Source organism: Paraburkholderia sp. BGA-UO-ETr-F12, assembly GCF_059567945.1.
On the sequence record NZ_JCAQOZ010000067.1, the window covers coordinates 51,692 to 74,106 of the forward strand.

20 protein-coding genes are annotated in these 22,415 nt (G+C 61.7%); 13 read left to right on the forward strand and 7 right to left on the reverse strand.

The window, feature by feature from the left end:
- Positions 1 to 408 precede the first annotated feature (408 nt).
- Positions 409 to 822, forward strand: a complete 414-nt coding sequence (locus tag AC57B6_RS36775) for a hypothetical protein (RefSeq protein WP_454806902.1) — start codon at positions 409 to 411, stop codon at positions 820 to 822.
- Positions 823 to 1,053: 231 nt separating this feature from the next.
- On the opposite strand, the gene AC57B6_RS36780 is transcribed toward AC57B6_RS36775, so the two are convergent.
- On the reverse strand, positions 1,054 to 2,058 hold the full coding sequence (locus AC57B6_RS36780; RefSeq protein WP_183797560.1) for an aldo/keto reductase: 1,005 nt from the start codon (positions 2,056 to 2,058) through the stop codon (positions 1,054 to 1,056).
- A 310-nt stretch (positions 2,059 to 2,368) separates the two neighbouring features.
- Between AC57B6_RS36780 and AC57B6_RS36785 the strand changes: the two genes are divergently transcribed.
- From AC57B6_RS36785 to AC57B6_RS36805, 5 genes are all read left to right on the forward strand, one after another.
- A complete protein-coding gene (locus tag AC57B6_RS36785) occupies positions 2,369 to 3,088 on the forward strand; it encodes a carboxymuconolactone decarboxylase family protein (protein ID WP_244144186.1) in 720 nt (239 codons plus the stop codon).
- A 91-nt stretch (positions 3,089 to 3,179) separates the two neighbouring features.
- Positions 3,180 to 4,082 (forward strand): LysR family transcriptional regulator, encoded by a 903-nt coding sequence (locus tag AC57B6_RS36790; protein WP_496423172.1) that lies wholly within the window; start codon positions 3,180 to 3,182, stop codon positions 4,080 to 4,082.
- A 319-nt stretch (positions 4,083 to 4,401) separates the two neighbouring features.
- Complete coding sequence (gene kdsA, locus AC57B6_RS36795; RefSeq protein WP_028195341.1) at positions 4,402 to 5,247, forward strand: 3-deoxy-8-phosphooctulonate synthase; 846 nt, start codon at positions 4,402 to 4,404, stop codon at positions 5,245 to 5,247.
- A gap of 227 nt (positions 5,248 to 5,474) precedes the next feature.
- On the forward strand, positions 5,475 to 6,542 hold the full coding sequence (gene alr, locus AC57B6_RS36800; RefSeq protein ID WP_051743246.1) for an alanine racemase: 1,068 nt from the start codon (positions 5,475 to 5,477) through the stop codon (positions 6,540 to 6,542).
- 123 nt (positions 6,543 to 6,665) lie between these two features.
- Positions 6,666 to 8,600, forward strand: coding sequence for a putative bifunctional diguanylate cyclase/phosphodiesterase (locus AC57B6_RS36805; RefSeq protein WP_046572301.1), 1,935 nt, complete (start codon positions 6,666 to 6,668; stop codon positions 8,598 to 8,600).
- Between the two features lie 84 nt (positions 8,601 to 8,684).
- On the opposite strand, the gene AC57B6_RS36810 is transcribed toward AC57B6_RS36805, so the two are convergent.
- Positions 8,685 to 9,311 carry a hypothetical protein gene (locus AC57B6_RS36810; protein WP_444514035.1) on the reverse strand — a complete coding sequence of 209 codons (627 nt, stop codon included), beginning with the start codon at positions 9,309 to 9,311 and terminating at the stop codon, positions 8,685 to 8,687.
- Positions 9,312 to 9,341: 30 nt separating this feature from the next.
- Complete coding sequence (locus AC57B6_RS36815) at positions 9,342 to 9,899, reverse strand: hypothetical protein (RefSeq protein ID WP_315696909.1); 558 nt, start codon at positions 9,897 to 9,899, stop codon at positions 9,342 to 9,344.
- Positions 9,900 to 10,175: 276 nt separating this feature from the next.
- Between AC57B6_RS36815 and AC57B6_RS36820 the strand changes: the two genes are divergently transcribed.
- The 6 genes from AC57B6_RS36820 (at position 10,176) to AC57B6_RS36845 (ending at position 15,569) form a co-directional block, all read left to right on the forward strand.
- Complete coding sequence (locus AC57B6_RS36820) at positions 10,176 to 10,595, forward strand: hypothetical protein (protein WP_496423173.1); 420 nt, start codon at positions 10,176 to 10,178, stop codon at positions 10,593 to 10,595.
- A gap of 141 nt (positions 10,596 to 10,736) precedes the next feature.
- Entirely contained in the window at positions 10,737 to 10,931 is a 195-nt protein-coding gene (locus AC57B6_RS36825) for a hypothetical protein (protein WP_106355599.1), read from the forward strand.
- Positions 10,932 to 10,957: 26 nt separating this feature from the next.
- Entirely contained in the window at positions 10,958 to 13,072 is a 2,115-nt protein-coding gene (locus AC57B6_RS36830; RefSeq protein ID WP_496423174.1) for a phosphocholine-specific phospholipase C, read from the forward strand.
- 131 nt (positions 13,073 to 13,203) lie between these two features.
- Complete coding sequence (locus tag AC57B6_RS36835; RefSeq protein ID WP_028195334.1) at positions 13,204 to 13,428, forward strand: hypothetical protein; 225 nt, start codon at positions 13,204 to 13,206, stop codon at positions 13,426 to 13,428.
- A gap of 150 nt (positions 13,429 to 13,578) precedes the next feature.
- Complete coding sequence (bla, locus tag AC57B6_RS36840; protein ID WP_496423175.1) at positions 13,579 to 14,451, forward strand: class A beta-lactamase; 873 nt, start codon at positions 13,579 to 13,581, stop codon at positions 14,449 to 14,451.
- On the forward strand, positions 14,451 to 15,569 hold the full coding sequence (locus AC57B6_RS36845) for an acyltransferase family protein (protein ID WP_496423310.1): 1,119 nt from the start codon (positions 14,451 to 14,453) through the stop codon (positions 15,567 to 15,569). The genes bla and AC57B6_RS36845 overlap by 1 nt, the downstream gene beginning before the upstream one ends.
- Positions 15,570 to 15,640: 71 nt before the next feature.
- Here the strand turns inward: AC57B6_RS36845 and AC57B6_RS36850 are convergent, their stop codons facing one another.
- The 4 genes from AC57B6_RS36850 to AC57B6_RS36865 are packed head-to-tail and all read right to left on the reverse strand — an operon-like array spanning position 15,641 to position 20,375.
- Positions 15,641 to 16,336 carry a DUF2894 domain-containing protein gene (locus tag AC57B6_RS36850; RefSeq protein WP_496423176.1) on the reverse strand — a complete coding sequence of 232 codons (696 nt, stop codon included), beginning with the start codon at positions 16,334 to 16,336 and terminating at the stop codon, positions 15,641 to 15,643.
- The gene (locus tag AC57B6_RS36855; protein ID WP_028195330.1) at positions 16,329 to 16,976 is read right to left on the reverse strand and encodes an OmpA family protein; all 648 of its coding nucleotides are present in this window, start codon (positions 16,974 to 16,976) and stop codon (positions 16,329 to 16,331) included. The genes AC57B6_RS36850 and AC57B6_RS36855 overlap by 8 nt, the downstream gene beginning before the upstream one ends.
- Positions 16,973 to 19,588: a DUF802 domain-containing protein gene (locus AC57B6_RS36860; protein WP_496423177.1), complete on the reverse strand. Its 2,616-nt coding sequence runs from the start codon at positions 19,586 to 19,588 to the stop codon at positions 16,973 to 16,975. The genes AC57B6_RS36855 and AC57B6_RS36860 overlap by 4 nt, the downstream gene beginning before the upstream one ends.
- A 10-nt stretch (positions 19,589 to 19,598) precedes the next feature.
- A complete protein-coding gene (locus AC57B6_RS36865; RefSeq protein WP_496423178.1) occupies positions 19,599 to 20,375 on the reverse strand; it encodes a DUF3348 domain-containing protein in 777 nt (258 codons plus the stop codon).
- A 348-nt stretch (positions 20,376 to 20,723) separates the two neighbouring features.
- On the opposite strand from AC57B6_RS36865, the gene AC57B6_RS36870 reads away from it, so the two are divergent.
- Positions 20,724 to 22,415, forward strand: a complete 1,692-nt coding sequence (locus tag AC57B6_RS36870; protein WP_496423179.1) for a purple acid phosphatase family protein — start codon at positions 20,724 to 20,726, stop codon at positions 22,413 to 22,415.

The window sequence follows — 22,415 nt, forward strand, 5'->3', positions numbered from 1 at the left end:
CTTAGTTTTGTTTGTGATTTTTAATAATCAGGCTTTCGGGGCTTTAATGAGTGGGGAGCTATGGACGCCGTGCGCGGTACGTCTCCAGGCTTCGTCGGCACGCTGCTGGGCTGCCTTCACGGTGTAGGAGACCCTTTGCTTGGCCCGCGGACCCGACAAAAACGCCGCGGTCAGCCCGGAAAATGTCCGACGGTCGGTTTTCGTAACCATGGCGCGCTCCGTATTTGCCTCGGAACTATAAGTCTAGATCTTCGCGTGCGACCTACGATACTGTACGTTTAGACATATCTCACAGCCCGTAAGCTACCGGAAAGGACGCAGCTCACGAGACCGTTGTCGGCACGGACGAATGGCGAGCGCTTTTGTAACAGTTTTCCGGTCTTGTAACTTTGCGGAGGCTGCGGTGATATGTCCTCATACGAATGCGGTACGGACGACGGGGCGAACGGAAACGATCCGGCCAAATGGCGTAAATGGTGCCGCGGCTATTGTTACAAAGGAAAATTTTTCGTCTTGAAGCCAGCAACGGCGACCGATACTGTGAGCTCACTCGCGCGGTCTATCTCGTCCTGCGGGTGTGTGATTCAGGCGGCGTCCCGACATTCAGGCGGTGACGCCGCTCTTTTTGTGCCCGAGCTTTTCATCAATGGTTCGTCAAGCTGGAATGTCATCCCGTCACTTATGCGTATTACGGAGTCGACGCCAGATATGTTGCATTTTCCCGAGGTCGCCGACGAATGGAAGCCGGCGATTCGAATTGCTCATGTCGTTTCAGGCAACAACTCGGGGCGGACAGTACGAGGACGCAACTATCAGCTTTGAGCTCGCACAGTGGCCCGGCGGAGCGACGCTTAAGTCGAGTGCGACGAATTTCGGCGGTACCTAAGGTCCTACTATCGCGCGACCAGGACTCCTTCTGTTCAAGCTTGGATCACGGGGCTGAAATCGGATGACGCCCGCCGGCCGGCGCTTCACCAGTGGCGCGCCCATACCGAAACATCGATCCCAAGGGAGTCATGCCTCCCACAAAACCGATCAACCCCCCACGCTGCATCAACCAACCCGGCGACCTTCGATCGGATACCCCGGATCCGTATACCCCGGCGTCGACGCATGGCCGGGCGGCACCAGGCTATCGACAAACTTCTCGTCTTCGGGTCCCAGTTCCACATTCAGCGCTTGAATATAGCTGTCCCAATGTGCCTCGGTGCGAGGACCGGCGATAGTGGAGCTGACGAATCGGTTCTTGAGCACCCACGCCAACGCGAACGCAATCGAATTCGTACCGCGCGCCGCGGCATGAGCCGCGAGCTTCTGCGCGATCGCCAGCGATTCGGGGCGCCACTCGGTCTGCTGGATGCGCTTGTCGCCGCGCCCCGCGCGCGAATCGGCCGGCGGTGCGCCATCCAGCGCATATTTGCCGGTCAGTACGCCACGAGCCAGTGGGCTATAAGGTACGACGCCGAGACCATAGTGCGCCGCTGCGGGCAATTGCTCGATCTCGGCGGTGCGATCCACCATGTTGTAGAGCGGCTCGCTGGCGACCGGCCGATCGATGCCAAACTGATCGGCAAGACGCACGATTTCGGCAATGCGCCAGCCGCGGAAATTAGACAGACCGAAGTAGCGAACCTTGCCCTGGCGAATCAGGTCGCCGATCGTGCGCACGGCTTCGTCGAGCGGCGCGTCGAGTAACGCGCGATGGAAGTAGAGAATGTCGATGTAGTCCGTGCCCAGGCGCTTGAGGCTTGCATCGACCGACTGAATGATCCACTTGCGCGACTGTCCCTGTTCGTTCGGACCTTGAGTGGTCGGATAGCCGAACTTCGTGGCAATGACCCAGCTATCGCGTTGCCCGGCGACCGCGCGTCCCACGATCTCCTCGGAACGGCCGGCGTGATAGACGTCCGCCGTATCGATGAAATTGACACCCTGATCGAACGCCTTGTCGATGATGCGCTTCGACGTGGTTTCGTCCGTTTCGCCGCCGAACATCATCGCGCCCAGACACAGGGGCGAAACTTTAAGGGCGCTACGGCCCAGATATCGATAGTCCATTACTTTTCTCCGTGCAGGTTTTTCCCGTGGTTCAGATCATAGAGACTCACCGTCTAGAGATTAAGTCCACTAAACCGCATGCTGTTATGAACCTGATTCATAAGTGTTTGCGGAATTTAGCATCTAGTCACGCGCGCGCGAGATGGCTAGATTGCTCATGAACCCGCGGACATTCCGCGCCACGCGCCCGATTCGACCGCTGCGCACGTCATCTACAGGATGGAATCGCAAGATGAAATATTTTGCCGTAGTAGCGACCGTGCTTTCTTTGGGGCTCGGCGCCTGTTCGCACATTGAAAGGACAACCGATATGACGAAGGTAGCTTCTCTTCCGCCGACATCCACGCTCGATGCTATGCGCACTGTCTCGCCGGCGCTCGAGCATTACACGAACGGCGTACTGCTTGGCGATCTCTGGAAGCGCCCGCAACTGTCTGCCCGGGATCGCAGCATCGTTACGCTAGCGGTGCTGATTGCGCGCAATCAGACCACCGATATTCCGTTTTACCTGAACCTGGCGCTCGATAGCGGCGTGAAGCCGAATGAGTTTTCCGAAATCGTCACGCATCTGGCGTTCTATTCCGGTTGGGGCAATGCGGCGTCGGCTGTGGTGGCCGCAAAGCCGGCTTTCGATAAGCGCGGGATCACGCTATCCGGGCTGCCGGCGGTTCCGGGCGAACAGCTTCCAATCGACGAGGCCGCGGAAGCTCAAAGGGCAACAGCCGTCGAGAAGAACTTCGGTGCGGTGGCGCCAGGTGTCGTGCACTACACGACGGAAGCGCTTTTTCACGATCTCTGGCTGCGTCCGGGCCTCACGCCCCGAGATCGAAGCCTGGTGACGGTCAGTGCGCTTGTCGCCACGGGGCAGTTCGCGCAACTGACGTATCACCTGAACCGGGCAATGGACAACGGCCTCACGAAGGCGCAAGCCTCCGAAGTGATGACGCAGTTGGCCTTCTACGCGGGTTGGCCGAACGTATTCTCCGCGTTGCCGGTTGTAAAAGAGGTGTTGGAGAAGCGGCCCGGCTAGTACAGCCGCGATTGGCATGACGAATCTAGTCAATGCGCTCATGTGTGACTAGTGGTTAAATCCCACCAACACCCATGAGATCGGTTCATCAATGCCACGCGAAAATTTCAACGATCTGCTTGCCTTCATCGCTGTTGCACGCGAACGCAGCTTCACCCGCGCGGCCGCGCAGCTAGGTGTGTCCCAATCCGCGTTGAGCCACACCATTCGTGCACTCGAAAGCCGGCTTGGCCTGCGCTTGCTGACGCGGACCACGCGCAGCGTGTCGCCTACCGAAGCGGGTGACCGTATCCTGCAGCGGGTGGCGCCTCGCTTCGGGGAAATCGAAGCTGAACTGATGGCGGTAACCGAACTCCGCGACAAGCCTGCCGGCACGATTCGCATCACGGCGACAGATCACGCCACCAACACGGTTCTCTGGCCCAAGCTGTCTAAAGTGCTGCACAAGTATCCGGAGATCAAGATCGAGATCATGACGGACTATGGCCTCACCGATATCGTCGCGGATCGCTACGATATCGGCATCCGTCATGGCGATCAGGTCGCGAAAGACATGATCGCGGTTCGCATTGCCGCGGATATGAAGATGGCGATCGTCGGCTCGCCGACGTACCTGGAGAACAAGCCGCAGCCGAAGAAGCCTCAGGATCTGATGCAGCACAACTGCATCAATTTGCGTTTGCCGACACTCGGCGGCTTCTATGCCTGGGAGCTAAAAAAAGGCAGTCGTGAAGTTCAGGTGCGCGTGGAGGGCCAGCTCTCATTCAACGGCAGCTATCACATGCTCGACGCCGCGTTGGCGGGCTATGGTCTTGCCTACCTGCCATCGGATCTGGTGCAGGCTCACGTCACGGCGGGACGCCTTGTTCGCGTGCTCGACGACTGGTGCCCAACGTTTCCAGGTTTACACGCGTACTACGCGAGTCGTTCGGAGTCTTCACGAGCCTTGGCGCTGGTTATCGATTCGCTGCGCTATCGTCAGAAAACGCGTTGAAGGTAGCGCAGCGTTTCCTGGTGCCGCGGCAGTTCTCGCGGACTTCAATGAAGCGGCAGTTCGCTCCGCTGCCGAACAACTCATATCCGAGGGGCACAATACCATTGCGATGCGATGCCTCCTGCTTCATCCGCGGTAAGCAACGCCGCTCTCAATCATTCAAGCAAGGTTGTCCGGCGCTCCGGTGGTAGTCTCTGCCTGTCAACAGCTCGCGCCGTTCTACACACGCGGGCTGATGCATTGAGCGACGGCTAAGATTGTTTCCACATCAGTGCGCGTGCTCGCGCGAATGTGGCTTATCAAACGTAGGGAGAACATCATGAATATCGATATCGCACCGGGCGTGACGCTCGGCAACACGCTGCCGTTCGTACTTTTCGGCGGCCTGAATGTACTCGAAAGCCTCGATTTCACGCTGGACGTGTGTGAGAAATATGTCGAAGTCACGCACAAGCTGAACGTGCCGTTCGTCTTCAAGGCCTCGTTCGACAAGGCGAACCGCTCATCGATGCATTCTTATCGCGGGGTTGGGCTCGATGAAGGGCTCGAGATACTGAGCGCGGTGAAGCAGCGATTCGGCGTTCCGGTCATTACGGACGTGCACGAAGTCGCGCAGGCCCGCCCGGTTGCCGACGTTGCGGACGTGCTTCAGGTGCCGGCGTTTCTTGCCCGTCAAACGGATCTGGTGGTGGCGATTGCGAGCACGGGTAAGCCGGTCAACGTGAAGAAGCCGCAGTTCATGAGTCCCGCGCAGATCAAACACGTGGTGGCGAAATGCAACGAGGCCGGCAATCGCCAGGTGATTTTGTGCGAGCGTGGCAGTTCGTTTGGCTACGACAACCTCGTCGTGGATATGTTGGGGTTCCGCGAGATGCGTGACGCGAGCGACAACTGCCCGGTGATATTCGACGTCACGCACAGTCTGCAACGCCGCGATCCCGCGAGCGAAGCGTCCGGCGGCCGTCGCCGCCAGGTGGTCGACCTCGCTCGCGCCGGGATGGCAGTCGGGCTGGCCGGACTCTTTCTGGAAGCTCACCCGGACCCTGATCGTGCGCGCTGCGATGGCCCGAGCGCGTTGCCGCTTCATCTGCTCGAAGCTTTCCTATCGCAGATCAAGGCGATCGACGATCTGGTGAAAAGCCAACCGGTGCTGGATATCCAATGAGCGCTCGCGCCGGAGGGTGTCGTTCGTGCTGCGCTGCGAACCGACACTTTCCGTGCGGACAGAATCAGGTCCGTTAAAACGAAAAATAAACCTGAAAATCAAAACAATACATTAACAAAAACTGGCAGAGCCTCGATACGATAGTGGAAAACGCTGCCTGTCATGCATAACGCTGGTTGTTAGCAACAGGCATCTATTCCCTTTCCAAACAAGCCTCAACGCCTCCTATGCCACGCCCCATCGTTGCGCAGATTCATCCCGCTGCAGTTGCCCATAATCTCTCCATCGTCAAACAGCGGGCACCTCGATCACGGGTTTGGGCCGTGGTCAAAGCCAATGCATACGGACACGGCATCGAGCGCATTTTCCCGGCGCTCGCGAGTGCCGACGGCATCGCGCTACTCGATCTCGACGAAGCGGTCCGCGTGCGCGAATTGGGTTGGACCAGGCCGGTCCTTCTTCTGGAAGGTATCTTCCGGCCGGATGATGTGCAGATCGCCCAACAGTTCGATCTTTCCATGGCCGTGCATTGCCGTGAGCAACTCGATCTGTTGCGCCTGTCGTCATCAGGCAAGCGCGTCAACGTGAGTCTGAAAATGAACTCCGGCATGAATCGCCTCGGCTTCCGGCCCGACGCATACCGCGCCGCGTGGGAGGAGGCGAAATCGATTCCGGGTATCGCGGACATCACACTGATGAGCCATTTCGCGAATGCGGACGAAGGCGACGTTGCATGGCAGATGGATCGTTTCGATGCGGTGACGCAAGACATCCCGGGTCAACGAAGTCTCGCGAACTCCGCGGCCGTTCTGTGGCATCCCCAGGCGCATCGCGACTGGGTGCGCCCGGGTGTCGTGCTCTATGGCGGTTCGCCCACCGGTCAGTCGCGTCACATTGACGACGTGGGCTTGCGCGCTTCAATGACGTTCACAAGCGAAGTGATCGGCGTGCAGTCGTTGTCGGCGCAGGAAACAGTCGGCTATGGTCGCGCCTTCGCCGCGAATCGTGACATGCGCATTGGCGTGGTTGCGTGCGGCTATGCGGACGGTTATCCCCGGCATGCACCCACGGGTACACCCATCGCGGTCGACGGCGTGATGACGCAAGTGGTGGGCCGTGTTTCGATGGACATGCTGACCGTCGACCTGTCGCCTTGCCCGCATGCGCGGATCGGTTCGAAAGTCGAGCTATGGGGTGATCAGGTCAGGATCGACGACGTCGCCCACGCGTCGGGAACCATCGGATATGAGCTGATGTGCGCGTTGGCAAAACGGGTACCTGTGGAAGTCGTTTGAGCGGCACTGTGGTTGCACAGGCTTAATGTGTCCGGGAGCAGGGCTGATGCTTTGCACCGGACGCTTTGTGTTTACGTGATAATCGCGCGGAGTATTCCACTAACCATTAAAAATGCGCAGGTCATGGCTTTCAGCGAACCAAGGTCTCCATTTTTCAAATGGGTAGTGTCCTCCGCTCAGAATCTGAGCGCTGACAATCGGCAAATATTGCTTGCCAACCTGTTCACTCGAACCGCGTCGATTGTATTTGCGTCGATTTGCGAAATCAGCGTTTGCGCGACCGCCTACTACCTGTATCCAACGGCCCTTTACGCGGCGTGGGGCTGCGCCGTGGTCGCGTTGCTGATTGCGCGTCTCATGCTGATCTGGCTGTGCCACCGGCGCAGCGCCCGCAACCTTCCGACTCCTACCTCAGCCTTTCTCCTCGCGAGTATTCTCTGGGCAGCCGTATTCGGCTTTGGCACGTTTCTGTGCAATACCAGCGGCGACCAGACGCTTTTCCTGCTCGGCAACGTTTGCGCGGTGGGCGTGATCGGCGGACTGGCCGGACGCAACGCGGGCACGCCCCGGCTCGTGCTTCTGCAGATTTCGTTCATTCTCGGGCTATTGGCTTGCGGGGCGGCCCTTTCTCCCGGCTCCGGCAAGCTCGTGCTGCTGTTCCAGGCGCCGTTTTGCGCGGCGGGTTTCTTCACCGTGGCGTTGCGCAGCAATCGCGACATCGTTGCGCTGCTGCTGGCGCGCGAAAGCAGTCACCGGCTCGCTCATCATGACAGCCTCACCGGCCTGCCCAACCGCGCGCGCATTAACGAGCTTCTGCTGGAGCGCACCGCGGCGGGCTCGTTGCGGCAGGACTATCGATTCGCGGTCCTGCTGATCGACCTCGACGGCTTCAAGGCGATCAATGACAGCCTGGGCCACGCCGCCGGCGATCAGATTCTTCAGGAGGCCGCGATTCGATTGCGCGAAGTGCTGACGGCCGGCGGCCTGGTCGGACGCCAGGCGGGCGACGAGTTTGTCGCCATTACCGACGGCACGGCATCGACCCGTGACGTCGATTTGCTGGCGGATCGCATCGTCAAAACACTCGCACGTCCTTTCGCACTGACCGAGGCATTGGTGCACATCGGCGGCAGCGTGGGCGTCTCGCTCTATCCGGAGCACGCAACCACCGGGCCGCAATTGCTTATCTGCGCGGACCGCGCGTTGTACGCTGTCAAGCGCAGCGGCAAGAGCGCCTTCGCGATCTTCGATGCGGTCAGACACGCCTCCGACGAAAGTTTGAGCTTGCTGCGCAGCGATCTGGAAGGCGCGATGCAGTCTTATCGCGATCTGCGCATGGAGTACCAGCCGATTGTCGATCTCAGCGACGACACGATTTCCGGCCGCGAGGCGCTGCTGCGCTGGACGCATCCGACTCGCGGCGAGCTTTCTCCCTCAGCCTTCATTCCTACTGCCGAACGTACCGGCCTCATCCTTGCACTCGGCGAGTGGGCTTTGCTGCAATCCTGTACGGAAGCGGCCAACTGGCGTGATGCGGTGAGCGTCGCGGTGAATGTGTCGCCGGTGCAGTTGCGGGAGGAGTCGTTTGCGTCGACAGTCGCCGCGATTCTTGGCAAGACGGGATTGCCGCCGGCACGTCTGAATATCGAAGTCACGGAAACGGTGTTGTTGAGCGACGATAGCGTCACCCGGCAAAACGTCGAGAAGCTGCGTGCGTTGGGCATCGGCCTCGCGCTCGACGATTTCGGCACGGGTTTTTCAACCATGTCGACACTCGTGCGTTTCTCATTCGACAAGCTCAAGATCGACAGTTCGTTCGTCAAGGAGTCCGTACATCGCCGCGAATCCGCGGCCGTGGTTCGCGGGATCGTGGCTTTGGCACGGGAAATCGGCATGCCGACCACGGCGGAAGGCATCGAGACGCAGGAACAGCTGAATTTCGTGCGGGTTTGCGGATGCACGCATGCTCAGGGCTTTCTTCTCGGCAAGTCGGTCCGGGGTGAGGAGATCCCGCGGCTCGAAAAAAACCTTGCCGCGCATTCCGCCGATAAGGTGTGATTGGCTTGAAGCTGGCGAGCAACTCTTCTGAACTAAACGATGCGCCCGCCGAATGCAGCGGGCGCCGATCATCGCGGACTGCTTTTACTGACGCAGTTCCGGCGTGTCCTGCATGGCGGCTTGCAGCTTCTGCACGGCGTCAGTCGTCGCGCGTTGTGCGGCGAGACCGAAATTGCGCTTGAATTCGCTGAACTCCGCGTGACCGTTACCCGTCACTTCCTTTTTCGTCACGAGCTTGCCGCTCGGATCGGTCACGGTACACACGAGCGTCACCGAAAAATCGGTCGGCGGCCAGGTCAGAAGGCTAGGCGACGAGGACGTCGTCGAGATGGTCGGCGTGACCACGTAGCTCAGATTTTTTGACTGGACCGTTGCCTGATCCGGCGCGGCATTCAGCTTCACCACATTGCTGAACACCTGGCTCAGTTCGACATAGATCGGCAGTTCCAGATCGCGATACGGTTTGTAGGCTACCTTGTCGCCACCGCCGCCCGGCGTAACGACTTCCTTGGTGCGCAGTTCGTCGGTAATCACAAGCCCGACCGTCTTGTTGATCGGCGGCGTTTGCGCGCTCGCCGGTGCCGTTGCCGCGGTGGTGGCCGCCGTGAGTGCAGCCGGGTCGCCGGAGATGGTGATGTCGTGTGCGCAACCTGCGAGCGACGCGATTGCGCCGGTGACCGCGATACTGCGAATAAGGTGCATCAGCTTCATGATGATTTCTGCTCTGTGAGAAAAGGAGGGTTACTGGATGGCTTGCATGAACGCGGGATCCGCGTAGAGCGACGCGAGCAGTTTCTGGACGATCAGCGGATATTCCTGGGTCGCCCGCGGAATCGCGATCGCGGCTGCGAATGCCGAGTCCCATTGCGTCGTTGCGGTTTTCACGCTGTCGTATCGCACTTCGTCGCCGCGCTTGACGATGAAGCGAGCGGAGATCGTGCCGGTGGCCGTGCCGATGTTGGCGTCGACGTTATTCTTCAGCAGCACGCCGCTCAGTTCGACCTTGGCATCGGGCGATAACGCGCGGGCGATGGACAGTTCCTGCTGCAAGGCGCCAGAAAGGTATTGGGCAAACGAATCGCCAACCGGCGAAGTCATACGGTTCGCACGCAACTGCACGGACGAATGATCGCCGTCGGCTTTATCGTTGGTGAACGTGCCGAGACGCGTTGTCAGAGGTGCTGCGTTCTTGAGTGTCTGGATATTGTCGACGGAAGCCGAATAGGGCGGCGCGACGACCGAGCACGCGGCGAGCGTGGCAATCGGAATGACGAGGAGAATCCTTCGCAAAGCAAACATGGGCTTCTAAATGCCTCTTTGGTTATGGTCTGAATGAGGTGGCCTCCCGCCTCGGCGTTTGTGCAAAGGCAGGTCCACGTGTTATCGGCAAGTCCTGAGAGAAATTGACTGAAGATTGATTTTCTTTTGATTTGAAAGCAGATCGTAATTAACTCATGCAGGAAGCATTGGCGAGTCGATTCCGAATTAACCGGTTTATAGTCGCCACTGCAAGACGGCCAGTAGCGCCGGCTTATTTTCACTAGCGCATGCTGCTGGCGCGATACCGAGGTCGACATGGAACTCACCTGGCAATTCCAGCTAAGAATCACCGTCACGCCCGAGCTTGGCGCTGATCTGCGCGCCGACCAGCAGGCTGTTTCGCATCCGGCGCTTCATGAAGTGCTACGCCGGCACAGCGCGAGCTTGAAGTGTCAGTTCGACGCCTTCGCGGATTACGTCAGCGAAGCGGAAAAGCACGGAATGGAAAACTATCCGCTTTATCAATGGACCCGGCAGACAATCGAGAACCCGCAGAAGCGAGCGAAGTACTTGCAGTCGTTCACGGTCTATGTGAATGGCGAGGAGATATACGGCAAAGAAATCGCCGACGCGATGGAAGCCGAATTGCAGGCACTCGTCAGTGATGAAGGCATCAAGAAGGTTGCCCGGTTCGATACCAATCCGGCGAATAATCCTCAGCCTCCGGGGCGCTAACGGTTATCCGTAGTCGGCCTGTTTTTCACCACGACACTCGCATGTAATAAAGCGTAATTATCTTCTCGGCACCGCTGGCGCATAAGCGCGGCGGTTGCCGACGCGCGCTCGCGTCCGTCATTCATTTCCACGGAGACACTCATGCCGACTTCGGCATTCCGGCTTCTTGCGCTCGTCGGTGCGATTGCCGTGACAACGCTTCTTGGCGCGTGCGGCGACAGCTTGCCGTCGGCCGGGTCGACGCCCGCTGCATCGACGAAGGCGGCATGTGGCAACGCCACGCTCGCCAACGCGCGCATGAGTTGCCCGCCGGGCTTCGTCCCGCCCGCCTCCTGAGCCGCAATTCAAACCAGGTCCATCGCATGGTCACCAAAACGCGCCGAGATTTTCTGAAGCTGTCCGCCGGACTGGCGGGCGCGACAGCCGCCACTACCCTGTTTCCCGAATCGATTCGCAAAGCGCTCGCAATCGAGCCGGCTTCGGTGACGGGAACGATTCAGGACGTGCAGCACATTGTTGTCTTCATGCAGGAGAACCGCTCGTTCGATCACTATCTCGGTCACCTGAGCGGCGTGCGCGGCTATAACGACCGCTTCCCCGTGACGCTGCCGAATGGCCAACCGGTGTGGTTCCAGCCGCGTCAGGAGGATCAGACGAAGGTGATCGCGCCGTTCCGCTACGACACGACCAATCCGAACGTCAACGCGCAATGTATCGGCGGCCTGCCGCATACGTGGGCCACCACGCACGGTGCGATCGACAGCGGCCGCGCCGACAAGTGGGCCGTGCAGAAGAGCAACATGACGATGGGCTATCACGTGCGTGAGGACATTCCGTTCCATTACGCACTCGCGGATGCCTTCACCGTGTGCGACCACTACTTCTGTTCGATCCCCGGCAACACGCACCCGAACCGCATGTATCTGATGACGGGGATGGTCGACCCGCTCGCCACCGGTGGCGGCCCGCTGCTCGACAACACCGATTTCATCGACAACCAGTTCGACACGATCAAGCTGCAGCCCTTCAACTGGACCACCTATCCCGAGCGGCTCGAGACGGCCGGCATCTCGTGGCAGATCTACCAGCAAGGCACCGGCTTCGACAATTTCAGCGGCAACTACGGCACGAACATGCTAGCGTCGTTCCAGAACTTCGTGAATGCACCGGCGGGGTCGTCGCTGCAGAATCGCGGTATGAGTACACGCACGTTGACGCAGTTGAAGGCGGACGTGCAGGCCAATGCATTGCCGCAAGTGTCATGGCTGCTGCCGCCCGCCGCGTATTCGGAACATCCGAAATTCACACCGCTCTACGGCGCGAACTACATCTCGACGATTCTCGATGCACTGACATCGAATCCCGATGTGTGGAGCAAGACGGTTCTGTTCATCATGTACGACGAGAACGACGGGTTCTTCGACCACGTGGTGCCGCCGCAAGCACCCACGTTGCCGGGTTCGGGTATGAGTACCGTCGACATTTCGCTGGAGCGGCATAACGTCGTGACCGCGACGCAAGCCGGTACTTATACCGCCGACAATCTGCCGTACGGTCTCGGTCCGCGCGTGCCGATGACCGTCGTGTCGCCGTGGTCGAAAGGTGGTTTCGTCTGCTCGCAGGTATTCGATCACACGTCGGTACTGCAATTCATCGAAAAGCGTTTCGGCGTGATGGAAACCAACATCTCGCCATGGCGCCGTGCGATTTGCGGCGACCTGACCGCAGCGCTCGACTTCTCGAAATCCGACGCTACCGTGCCGTCGCTGCCTAGCACGCAAACCTACGTTGCCCAGGCCGATTTGCAATGCGCGCGCGCCACGGCGCAGGCTGCGCCGGCCAGTACCGCGCAGCAACTGGTAACGGCGCAGGAACCCGGCCCGCGGCCCGCGCGTGCGTTGCCGTACGAGCTGCATGTGAACGGCCAGGTGCAATCGCAAGGCTATGCGCTGACGTTCGCGAACACCGGTAGGCAGGGCGCGCATTTCTGGGTGTACACGGGCGATCCGACCGCGATGCCGCGTCGCTACACCGTCGAAGCTGGCAAGCAATTGACCGATACGTGGGCGTTCGACACGAATGGCAATTACATGGTGAACGTCTACGGCCCGAACGGATACTTCCGGCGCTTCGCGGGTTCGTCGAGCGCGGACGCTGCCGCCAAGCCGGATGTCGTGACCTGCTATGACGTGGCCAACGGCAACGTCTATGTCACGCTGTCCAACGCGGGGAGCATGCCGCTCACGGTCAGCGTGGCCGACGTCGCCTATGGTCAGGCGCCGCTCACGGTGACGGTGCCGGCGGGCAAGAGCGTGGAAGCGCATTGGGACCTGTCGTGCAGCAGCCAGTGGTATGACTTTCAATTGACTGTTGCTGGCAATCCAGGCTGGTTGAGGCGCATTGCGGGTCACGTCGAAACGGGGCAAATCAGCATCACGGATCCGGCTGCCACCGCGCCGGTAACGAAGCCGATTTAAGCCTGTGGATTCGACATTTCTTTCAATGCCATTTCGACTTCTGGGCTAACTGGTAAATCAATTTTACATTTGGCGACAACGCGTCGAGTTCGTGAGAGGATGGCATTTCACTTTTTCTCGCGGAGGGCGAAATGGGACTCTTGGACGAAGTAGGCAAGATCGCTGGCGCAGTAGCAGCCGTTGAAGCAGCGGAAAAAGTCGATCCGGATGCAGGTCTGCTAACGAAAGGTATTGCAGCGGTGGCCGGCTTTGAAGGTGCCGGTGCATTGGAGGGGTTGGTCGAGAAGAAAGACGGCGAGAAGCAGGACGACGCCGCCAATGCTCAAGCCACCGACGATACGAATCCTCAGACGTGATGGAATGCGGTGAGCGGGCCAGTCCTTCGCGGGACTGGCCCGTTTTTTTGTGTGAATCCAGTACAGCGCATTCCGCCGCCAAGGCCACCAACAAGGTTGAGCCGTTGTATTCCGAAGAAGAAGTCAAAACTCGAATAAAAGGACGATTCGGTGAGTATTTCCGCAACCCGCAGGAGCTTGACGCTCGGATTGCCTCTACTACTCGGTCTCGGCGCGACGGTCGCACGCGCCGCCAATGAGGTTTCGCTAGCCGATGTCGAACGCCGCCATGGCGGACGCCTCGGTGTGTTCGCGATCGATACCGGTTCAGGCCGAACCCTGGCTCATCGCGCCGACGAACGCTTTCTGATGTGCAGCACCTTCAAGGGATTGCTTGCCGCGCAGGTGCTGGCCCGCGTGGATGCCGGCAAGGAAGATCCTGGCCGCCTTGTGCGGTACACCGAGAAGGACCTTGTCTTTACGTCTCCTGTGACGAAGGCGCATGTCGCTGAAGGTGCGATGCCGGTCGGCGCATTGTGCCAGGCTATCGTTGAAGTTAGCGACAATACGGCGGCCGTGCTGTTGATGAGGAGCGCCGGCGGTCCCGCCGGTCTGACCCAATTCGTTCGCGGTCTCGGCGATACCGTGACGCGTTCCGATCGGTACGAGCCCGAGTCGAACCGGTACAGCGGCGTGCTCGATACCACGACGCCACGATCGATCGCGAACTCGGCGAGCAAGATTCTTTTGGGCAATGTGCTGAGCCCTCAATCGCGTGCGCAACTTGAAAAGTGGATGATTGCCTGCAAGCCGGGTCTGAACCGGCTCCGCGCGACGTTGCCAGCGGACTGGGTAGCGGCTGACCGACCTGGAACGAGCGTGGAAGAACAAACCAACGACTACGCCATCGTGCGCCCACCAGGACGCGCGCCACTTCTGATCGCAGCCTATTACGATGCTCCCGCGCTTGGCATGCCCGCTCGCGAGGCTGTCCTGCGAGAAGTCGGCGCCGTATTCGTGAGGTGGACGGCGGCTCGTGCATGATGAGCATTGGCCGACGCAACGCCCGGATCGACGTGATCCGCGGCGTCTCGATTCTGCTTGTCCTGTTCCATCACTTCAACATTGCGTACCGTCTGAACGACACGTTTCTGGCACAGGTATTCGGCTGGGATGCGGTGCGGGCGGTCGCCCGAAACGGTAACTACGGAGTGACGATGTTCTTCGTCATCTCGGGTTATCTGATTACGTCGAATGCCGGGCGGCGTTGGTCCGGTCTTGACGGCATCAACGCGCGGGCATTCTATCGATTGCGTATTGCGCGCATTGTCCCGTGCCTCGTGCTGCTGCTCGGCACGGTCAATCTGCTCGCGCTGGCGGGCGTTGCCATCTTTCAAAATCACGCGCCGGGCGGCACAGCGGTTTCTTTCTGGCTCGTCAATCTGGCGTCGCTGACTTTCTGGATGAATGTGCTCATCGGCATGCATGGGTGGGTCAACTACCCGTTGGGTGTGCTGTGGTCGCTGTCGGTGGAAGAGGTGTTTTACGTGTTCTTCCCGATCCTCTGTCTCGTCCTGCGGCGTGAAGCGCGCCTGCTGATCTTCTGGGCTGCGATCATTGTTATCGGTCCGGTTTATCGCTATACCCATCAGGGGGATGAAGGCGGTTTTCTGTACGCTTATTTCGCTTCGTTCGACGGTATCGCGATTGGCTGCTGCACGGCTTTGCTCGCGAAACGGATAACGTTGCACGGTCGCGCGGCAGCCCTCCTGCAAGGCGTTGTGGCGGCGGCCATGGTGGTCCTGTATCTGGGTGGGCCGATTGCGGAAACCAATGTGCTCGGTGTGACGGGAATGGCCTTGGGAACCGCTGTGTTGTTGTTGGGTGCGTCGGGCCGGGCGGCTATGCCTGCCGTTGGCGTCGGCCGGGTTCTGCTGGGTTTGGAGTGGTTCGGGCGGCTTAGCTACGAGCTATACCTTTTCCACCTGATCGTGCTTGGCGCAATGCGAACACTGTGGCCGCCGCGTGTTGTGACTGGCGACGTAAAGCTGCTGCTATTGGCGGGATTTTTTGTGCTGTCGGCCGCATTGAGCGCGGGCATTGCCAGGCTTTATTCCGAGCCGCTGAACCGCAGGATCAGGGCCTGGCGCACGGCTGCGTAAATGCTGCTGGCGCCGCCGGTTCGTCGTCAACGCACACAGAGCCGATCGGCGAGGCGGCCTCTGATCTCGCGCTAACGGGATTTGCTCCGCGCACTCTTCTTTGCGGTCGCGGCGCGCGGCGCGTCTTTCACCGGCAACGCGCTGCCGCCGTTCATCTGCTCCATCCACGAGAGGGCGTCAACGTACGACAGGAACTGCTGGAGATAGCCCGGTGACAGTTCGCGCATCAACGAGAGCGACCGATGCACGAGGCTGCTCGAATTGAGCGGCCCGGCGTTATCCGGCGCTTTCTTGAGCGACTGCCGCAACTGTTTCTCGGAGCGGAGCTTCGACCACGTCTGCCTGAAGTAGTCGAGCACCTCCAGTTCCGGATAAGTGGAACGCTGGGGCACGGCGTTGGCCGCCGCCGGGCCGTTGCCGTCCGCCGGCGTAGGGTTCGACATGTAGCCGACCAGGCCGGCCAGCGTGTCGAGCGCGGGTTCAGCGGAGGATGCCGCGCCGCCCGGGTGGGCAGCAGTCTCGGCCGCGTTAGATGCCGTGCGTTCGAGATCCCCGGCATAGGCCCCGATCAATCCGGACAGCCGCTGGTCCAGCAGACGCCGCGTCTCGCCGCAGTGGGCGGCGGCCCGTCGTTCCAGCGCATCGATGAAGTGAAAGCGGATCGGGTTCAGCCGAGCGGCGCCGCACTCACGCCATGCATCGAGCGTGGCCCGGGCGCTGCCAGTCACATCGCTAGCGCCAACGTCCGCACGAGTCACATTACTCACGAGGCTTCACCGTTGCGCTCGAGGGCCGCGGGACCGGTGCGATTTCCACGCGCCGGTTTTTGGCGCGGCCCTGGTCGTCGGCATTCGAGCTGACGGGCTGCTGGGAGCCGAACGCGGCTGCAAATACGGCCGAGGAGGGCACGCCCTCGTCGATCAGCGCGCGGGTCACCGTCAACGCGCGCTGGGCCGACAGTTCCCAGTTGTCGGCAAAGCGGCGGTTGGCCTCGCGCACCTGCCGGTCGTCGGTAAAGCCGCTCACCATCAGGATCTGGTCATTGGCCCGCAGGTAGGCGGACAAGGGCCCCGCCAGACTCTTCAGCACGTCGCGGCCTTCGGGCTGCAACTGATCGGAGTTGAGCGCGAACAGCACGTTGCCGTTGATGCCGATGCGGCCGTTGACCAGCGTTACCCGGCCCGCAGCCAGCGGTCCTGCCAGTGCCTGTTCCAGGGTCTTGCGGCGCTGCGTTTCCATCTGCCGCTGCTTGACCTCCTGCTCCAGCCGGGTCGAGAGTTCCAGTTGCACGCCGATCACGCTCACCAGAATCAGCACGAAAGCGCCCAGCAGCACCGACATCAGGTCGCCGAAGACAGGCCAGATGGGCGCCGCCGTTTCCACGCCGCCGTCGATTTCCTCGCTCATGCCGTTTCAGCTCCAACCGGCGCGCGCTTGCCCGCGAGATGCTGCAGGTCTTCGACGATCTGCTTTTGCGACATCATGCTCAGGTCGATCACTTCTCTCGCCTGCGCCACGTAATACGCCAACTGCTCGTCACTGCGCGCGAGGGACTTGTCGAGCGCCGCTTCAATACGTTGCAGATGCTCGATCAGCGTGCTGTTCGATTCGCCGAACAACTGCACGGCCGCGCCGAATGCTTCGCCGAGGCTCGCCACTTCGACGGCGCTGCCGGTCACCTGCGCGGCAATCGCGCCCAGCTTGCCGGTTTCGAGTTCGACCTTGTCGGTGAAACGCGTGCCGACGCGATCCAGCAGATCCGCCGACGTGGTGATCAGCGCGTCGACGGCCGAACGCTGTTCGGTGGATGCGTGGTTCACGGCATCGAGCAGGGTTTCCAGCGTGGCCAGCATGCGGCTGCGCTCTTCCAGCATCGCGGTGTCGCGCACCATGCTGTCGGAGAGCTTCTGACGCAATTCGGCGACGACTTCCGCCGCGGCCTTGGGCGCTTCCGATGCGGCCTGCACGAGTTGGCCGATCTCGGCGATCGTGCTGCTGGCGTGCGCCTGGGTCTGGGCCGAGATGTCGCGCGCGGTTTGTGCGAGCGTATCGCAGATTTCCTGTTGCCGGCTCGCTGTGCGCGCGCCGACCTGCTCCCATTCCTGACTCAAGGTAGTGGCCATGGAACCGAGCGTCTCGGTCCAGGCTGCCAGCCGCTGTTGATCGCGCGCGGCGAGTTCCGCCTGCAAATCCGCTGCGGCCTTGGGAGCTTGCGCCGCCGCTTGTACGAGCTGGTCGATCTCGGCGATCGTGCTGCTGGCGTGTGCCTGGGTCTGGGCCGAGATGTCGCGCGCGGTTTGTGCGAGCGTGTCGCAGATCTCCTGCTGGCGGCTCGCAGTGCGCGCGCCGACTTGCTCCCATTCCTGGCTCAATGTCGCGGCCATGGAACCGAGCGTCTCGGTCCACGCTGCCAGTCGCTGTTGATCGCGCGCGGCGAGTTCGGCCTGCAAATCCGCCGCTGCCTTTGGAGCTTGCGCCGCGGCTTGCACGAGCCGGTCGATTTCGGCGATGGTGCTGCTTGCGTGTGCCTGAGTCTGGGCCGAGATGTCGCGTGCGGTCTGTGCGAGCACGTCGCAGATTTCCTGCTGCCGGCTCGCGCTGCGCGTACCGGCCTGCTCCCATTCCTCGCTCAAAGACTTCGCCATCGACCCAAGCGTCTCGGTCCAGTTCGCCAGACGCTGCTGGTCTCGCGAGGCCAATTCCGTCTGCAAATCGGTATGCGATTGCCCCACCGCGCGCAACAGCGATGCCGAATGCTGCTCGAAGGTCGCTGCGGCCGCCGCCAGCGCCTGCTGATTGCGGTCCGCCAGCTTCTCGCTGACCTGGTCCTGCCGCGACAGCGCTTCGTTCCATGCCGCCGTCACGCTGCCGGCCGTTGCGTCGAGCCGCGCGGCGATGCCATCCAGCAGGCCGGCCGAGCGCTGCTCGAAGGTCTCGGTGAATCGATTGAGAGACGCGCCCAGATGCTCGGTGAGCGCCTCGCCCGATTCCTGCTGCTTCTCCAGGGCTTTGTTCCAGATGTCCGTGACGTTGCTCGCGGTGGCCTCGAACCCGGCCGAGAGTCCGTCCAGTTGCCGTTGCACGGCGTGCGTAACGGTGTCGTGCAGCGCGGCGCTTTCGCGCGCGAGACCGGCCATCGTGGCCGTCATGACCGGCTGCAACGCCGCGCTGGCGGCGCGGGTGCTTTCGGCGACGCTTGCCTTCAACGACTGCTCGACAGAGGCGGCAAGGCGCGTATAGGCGGCCTCGGCCTTTTCGTGGAAGGTGGCCTGGCTGGCGATCTGCCGCTCGTTCAATGTGAGGCTCTGTTGCTCGATAGCGGCCATCATCGCTTGCAGACGGTCGACGAGGGTCGGCATCACCTCGGCCTGTTGCTGCAACAGCCTGAAGCTTGCTTCGCGCTGATGGCTCTGCGAGTAGATGCGCAAAGTCGTTGCGATCTTCACGTCGAGCATTTGCGCGGCCTGAATCCGCTCGCGCCGGCTCAGCGCCGAAAGCAGCCCCAGCATCGCGGAGGTGGCCACGCCTGCAATCGAGGTGCCGAACGCGAAGCCCAGGCCCTTGACCGGCGCGGCGAGCGAATCGCGGATCGCTTGCAGGTCCGTCGCGCTTTCCAGCGCGATGCCGGTGCCGCGCAGGGTCGCGACCATGCCGAGCAGTGTGCCGAGCATGCCCAGCAGCACGAGCAGGCCAACCAGATAAGGCGTCAGCGCCGGGCCCGGCATGGCCACGCGCTCACCCTCGACGCGCAGGCGCACCGCATTGCGCAGGCTGGGATGCAGCGGTTCGAGCCAGCTGCCGAGGCTTGGCGGCGGCGCGGACAGGCCCGCGACCGCCTGCGTCAGCGTGGCTGTGGCCTGGCCGTAGCGCCGCAGTTCGAGCGCGCCCGCCAGATAGCAAACGCCGATCAACATCGTGACAGCCAGGGCGAGGGCGTTCGAGCCGACGTAGCCGCCACCGATCCAGCACACCGCGGCCAGACCTACCAGAAAAACAACGAGATTGAGATATCTGGACATAGTGTCCCAGTTAGCGGGTGCGAAGGGCTGCGAGCAGCCCTTCGACCGGTTGTAAACGAACATCCAGTTCGGCCAGCAACACGCTCTGCATATCCTTGCGGAACGTGTCCAGCCAGGTGCCGGGCGTGACGGCGGGGGCGGCCGCAGTGGCCACTGGGGCCGCTGCGTCGTCCGCCGGAGCTTCTGCGTCGGCCAGCATGTGCTGCTCCGCCTCGCGCAAACGCTGGAAGTGCCCGGCGAGCAAGCCCGGCACGGCGGCCAGCAGGCTCCGCTCGCGCTCGCTGAGCGCGCGCTCCATCACGGCATCTACCACCGCAAGCCGGGCCATGGCCGGCGTTTTGGCGGCCAGCATGGCCCGCAGGCGGCCGCGCAGGTTGCCGACCCCCGTTTCCATCGTCTGCTGCATGGAGAGGTAGCGTTGCCGGAACACCGCGTAGTCGACCGGCGCATCGTCGGAGCCGCCTTGTGCCGGCGCGTGCGCCGCGGAACCGCGACGCCGCGCGGCGGCAAACACACTATCGCCGACGATGACGTCCGCCAACGATGCGCGTGCGCGGGCGTACTCGCTCTCCTCAGCGTCGCCGAAGGCGCGCGCGCCGCCGCCGACGGCCGGCGGGGTGTTGTTTAGCGCCGAGGACAACGCGATCGCGTCGGTCCAGCCGAGCCACTGGCTCAGCCGGTCCGACAGCGACTGGCTGGATTCGGGAACGTCGACGTCCGTCAGGCTGGCAAGTAAGCGTATGAGCGCCGGGCCGCTGAAAGCTGTGCGCTGGGGGACTTGCACCATACCACCAGAGTCAAAAAAGTCAGCAGTTTACACGCCGCAGGGGCGGGTGATGCAGACCCTTAATGAATCGGACTGCCGGGCATGGTATTTCGGCGTGTCCGGCAGGCCGCTCGCGATGCCTGAATATGAGGCGCCGTGCCGGTTTTCTGCGCGCGTGGAAGGCTTTTGCCACCTTGTTCTGGATGCCCGTTTCATCTGGCTGTCATAGCTTCGCGACTAGGATGCGCTGTCACTTCCGTCGTGCCCTGGTGCGGCCCGGCACGCGTGGCCTGCATCGCACCGCGCGCCAACTGGCCGCCATCCGCTTCCGCATGGGCGACATTCCACCCCTCTAAAACAACACCCGACATGACAAACAAGAAAATCGTCAAGGACTTGCCGACCGATCAGGGCGCCAGCATCGTCTCGCGCCGTGGGTTTCTGAAGTTGGCGGGCGCATCCAGTTTCGCGACGGCCGCGGGCACGCTCGCGTTGACGGCGCGCGGCGCCAACGGTGCGCCCGACGGCACGCCGGAGCAGATTCACCTGACCTGGGGCAACGACCCGACGAGCGAGGTGACCGTGTCATGGTCGTCGCCGGCGCCGGCGGTCAACCCGCGGGTGCGCCTGAACGGCGCGGGCGAGAAGGCGCAGACGGTGCACGGTGTCCAGAGCACCTATACCGATGGCATCAACGGCGAGGTCGTGTTCACCTATCACGCGCGTCTGCGCGACCTGAGGCCCGACACGACCTATCAGTATGAGGTGAGCGCCGACAACGACAGCAACGCGGCTCAACCCTTTGCGGCAAGCTTTCACACCGCGCCGCGCGGCCGTGCGCCGTTCCGCTGGACCAGCTACGGCGACCTCGCGACGCCCAATACCGGCTGGGTCCTGTCGTCGCCGCAGAGCCGTTTCGCGGTTCAGGCCGTCGAGCGATTCGAGCCGCTGTTCCACCTGCTCAACGGCGATCTTTGCTACGCCAATCTGAACCCGACGCATCAGCCGGACGTATGGCGCGATTTCGGCAACAACTGCCAGACTTCGGCGTCGAACCGGCCGTGGATGCCTTGTCCGGGCAATCACGAACTCGAATTCAACAACGGCGAGCAAGGCCTCGCCTCGTATCTGTCGCGCTATACGCTGCCGGAAAATCACACGCGTTTTCAGGGGCGCTGGTACAGCTTTCGTGTGAGCTCGGTGCTCTTCATTTCGCTCGATGCGGACGACGTGGTCTATCAGGATGCGGCCGCGTTCGTTGCCGGCCCGAGCCCGCTGGTGCCGGTGGCGAGCACCGGCAATCCGCCGATTCAGCCGGGCACCTCGCTCTATGTGCGTGGCTATAGCGAAGGCGAGCAAACCCGCTGGCTCGAGAGGACATTGCGCCGGGCGGCGGAAGACCACGAAGTCGACTGGATCGTCGTGCAGATGCATCAGGACGCGCTGAGTTCATCGAAGACCGGCAATGGTTCCGACAAGGGTATTCGCGAGGCGTGGTTGCCGCTGTTCGACCGCTACGGCGTCGACCTGGTGCTGTGCGGCCATGACCACGATTACGAGCGCAGCTATCCCGTGCGCGGCTGCAATCACAACAAGGGCACCGATATCGCCACCGGGCGCGTAGTCGATACCTTGCAGCCGCGGCCGGTGATGTCGGCGGTGTCGCCGGGGGCGTCGACGTTCGATACGAGCCACGGCACGATTCACCTGATTCTCGGCGGCGGCGGCACGAGTGCGCCGCTCGACGTCTACGGGGTGGACGCCGGTACCGGCTTGCCGCAGGCGCGCATTTTCACGCGGCCTAATCGTCCGGTTGCGGACACGGCCGCGGGAACGTTTGTACGTGCCGGCGCGGACGCCGTTGAAGATGCCATCTGGTCGGCGCAACGCGACACCGGCACGGGCTACGGCATCGCGGTGTTCGATCACGACCCGGGGCAGCCGGGTGGCGAGACGACGATTACGATGAACTACTACCACGCGCCGGGCGCCGACCAGACACCCACGCAAAACTATGAGTTGTTCGAAACGATCGAGTTGAAGAAGAAACGGCGTGGGTAA

Bases quoted from the DNA above. Each gene is read 5' to 3' on its own strand.
- AC57B6_RS36790 (WP_496423172.1), top strand. From the start codon at position 3,180: ATGCCACGCGAAAATTTCAACGATCTGCTTGCCTTCATCGCTGTTGCA.
- AC57B6_RS36775 (WP_454806902.1), top strand. From the start codon at position 409: ATGTCCTCATACGAATGCGGTACGGACGACGGGGCGAACGGAAACGAT.
- AC57B6_RS36860 (WP_496423177.1), bottom strand. From the start codon at position 19,588: ATGTCCAGATATCTCAATCTCGTTGTTTTTCTGGTAGGTCTGGCCGCG.
- AC57B6_RS36845 (WP_496423310.1), top strand. From the start codon at position 14,451: ATGAGCATTGGCCGACGCAACGCCCGGATCGACGTGATCCGCGGCGTC.
- AC57B6_RS36805 (WP_046572301.1), top strand. From the start codon at position 6,666: ATGGCTTTCAGCGAACCAAGGTCTCCATTTTTCAAATGGGTAGTGTCC.
- AC57B6_RS36825 (WP_106355599.1), top strand. From the start codon at position 10,737: ATGCCGACTTCGGCATTCCGGCTTCTTGCGCTCGTCGGTGCGATTGCC.
- AC57B6_RS36855 (WP_028195330.1), bottom strand. From the start codon at position 16,976: ATGAGCGAGGAAATCGACGGCGGCGTGGAAACGGCGGCGCCCATCTGG.
- kdsA (WP_028195341.1), top strand. From the start codon at position 4,402: ATGAATATCGATATCGCACCGGGCGTGACGCTCGGCAACACGCTGCCG.
- AC57B6_RS36780 (WP_183797560.1), bottom strand. From the start codon at position 2,058: ATGGACTATCGATATCTGGGCCGTAGCGCCCTTAAAGTTTCGCCCCTG.
- AC57B6_RS36835 (WP_028195334.1), top strand. From the start codon at position 13,204: ATGGGACTCTTGGACGAAGTAGGCAAGATCGCTGGCGCAGTAGCAGCC.
- AC57B6_RS36820 (WP_496423173.1), top strand. From the start codon at position 10,176: ATGGAACTCACCTGGCAATTCCAGCTAAGAATCACCGTCACGCCCGAG.
- AC57B6_RS36810 (WP_444514035.1), bottom strand. From the start codon at position 9,311: ATGAAGCTGATGCACCTTATTCGCAGTATCGCGGTCACCGGCGCAATC.
- AC57B6_RS36815 (WP_315696909.1), bottom strand. From the start codon at position 9,899: ATGTTTGCTTTGCGAAGGATTCTCCTCGTCATTCCGATTGCCACGCTC.
- AC57B6_RS36785 (WP_244144186.1), top strand. From the start codon at position 2,369: ATGACGAAGGTAGCTTCTCTTCCGCCGACATCCACGCTCGATGCTATG.
- AC57B6_RS36830 (WP_496423174.1), top strand. From the start codon at position 10,958: ATGGTCACCAAAACGCGCCGAGATTTTCTGAAGCTGTCCGCCGGACTG.
- AC57B6_RS36865 (WP_496423178.1), bottom strand. From the start codon at position 20,375: ATGGTGCAAGTCCCCCAGCGCACAGCTTTCAGCGGCCCGGCGCTCATA.
- alr (WP_051743246.1), top strand. From the start codon at position 5,475: ATGCCACGCCCCATCGTTGCGCAGATTCATCCCGCTGCAGTTGCCCAT.
- AC57B6_RS36870 (WP_496423179.1), top strand. From the start codon at position 20,724: ATGACAAACAAGAAAATCGTCAAGGACTTGCCGACCGATCAGGGCGCC.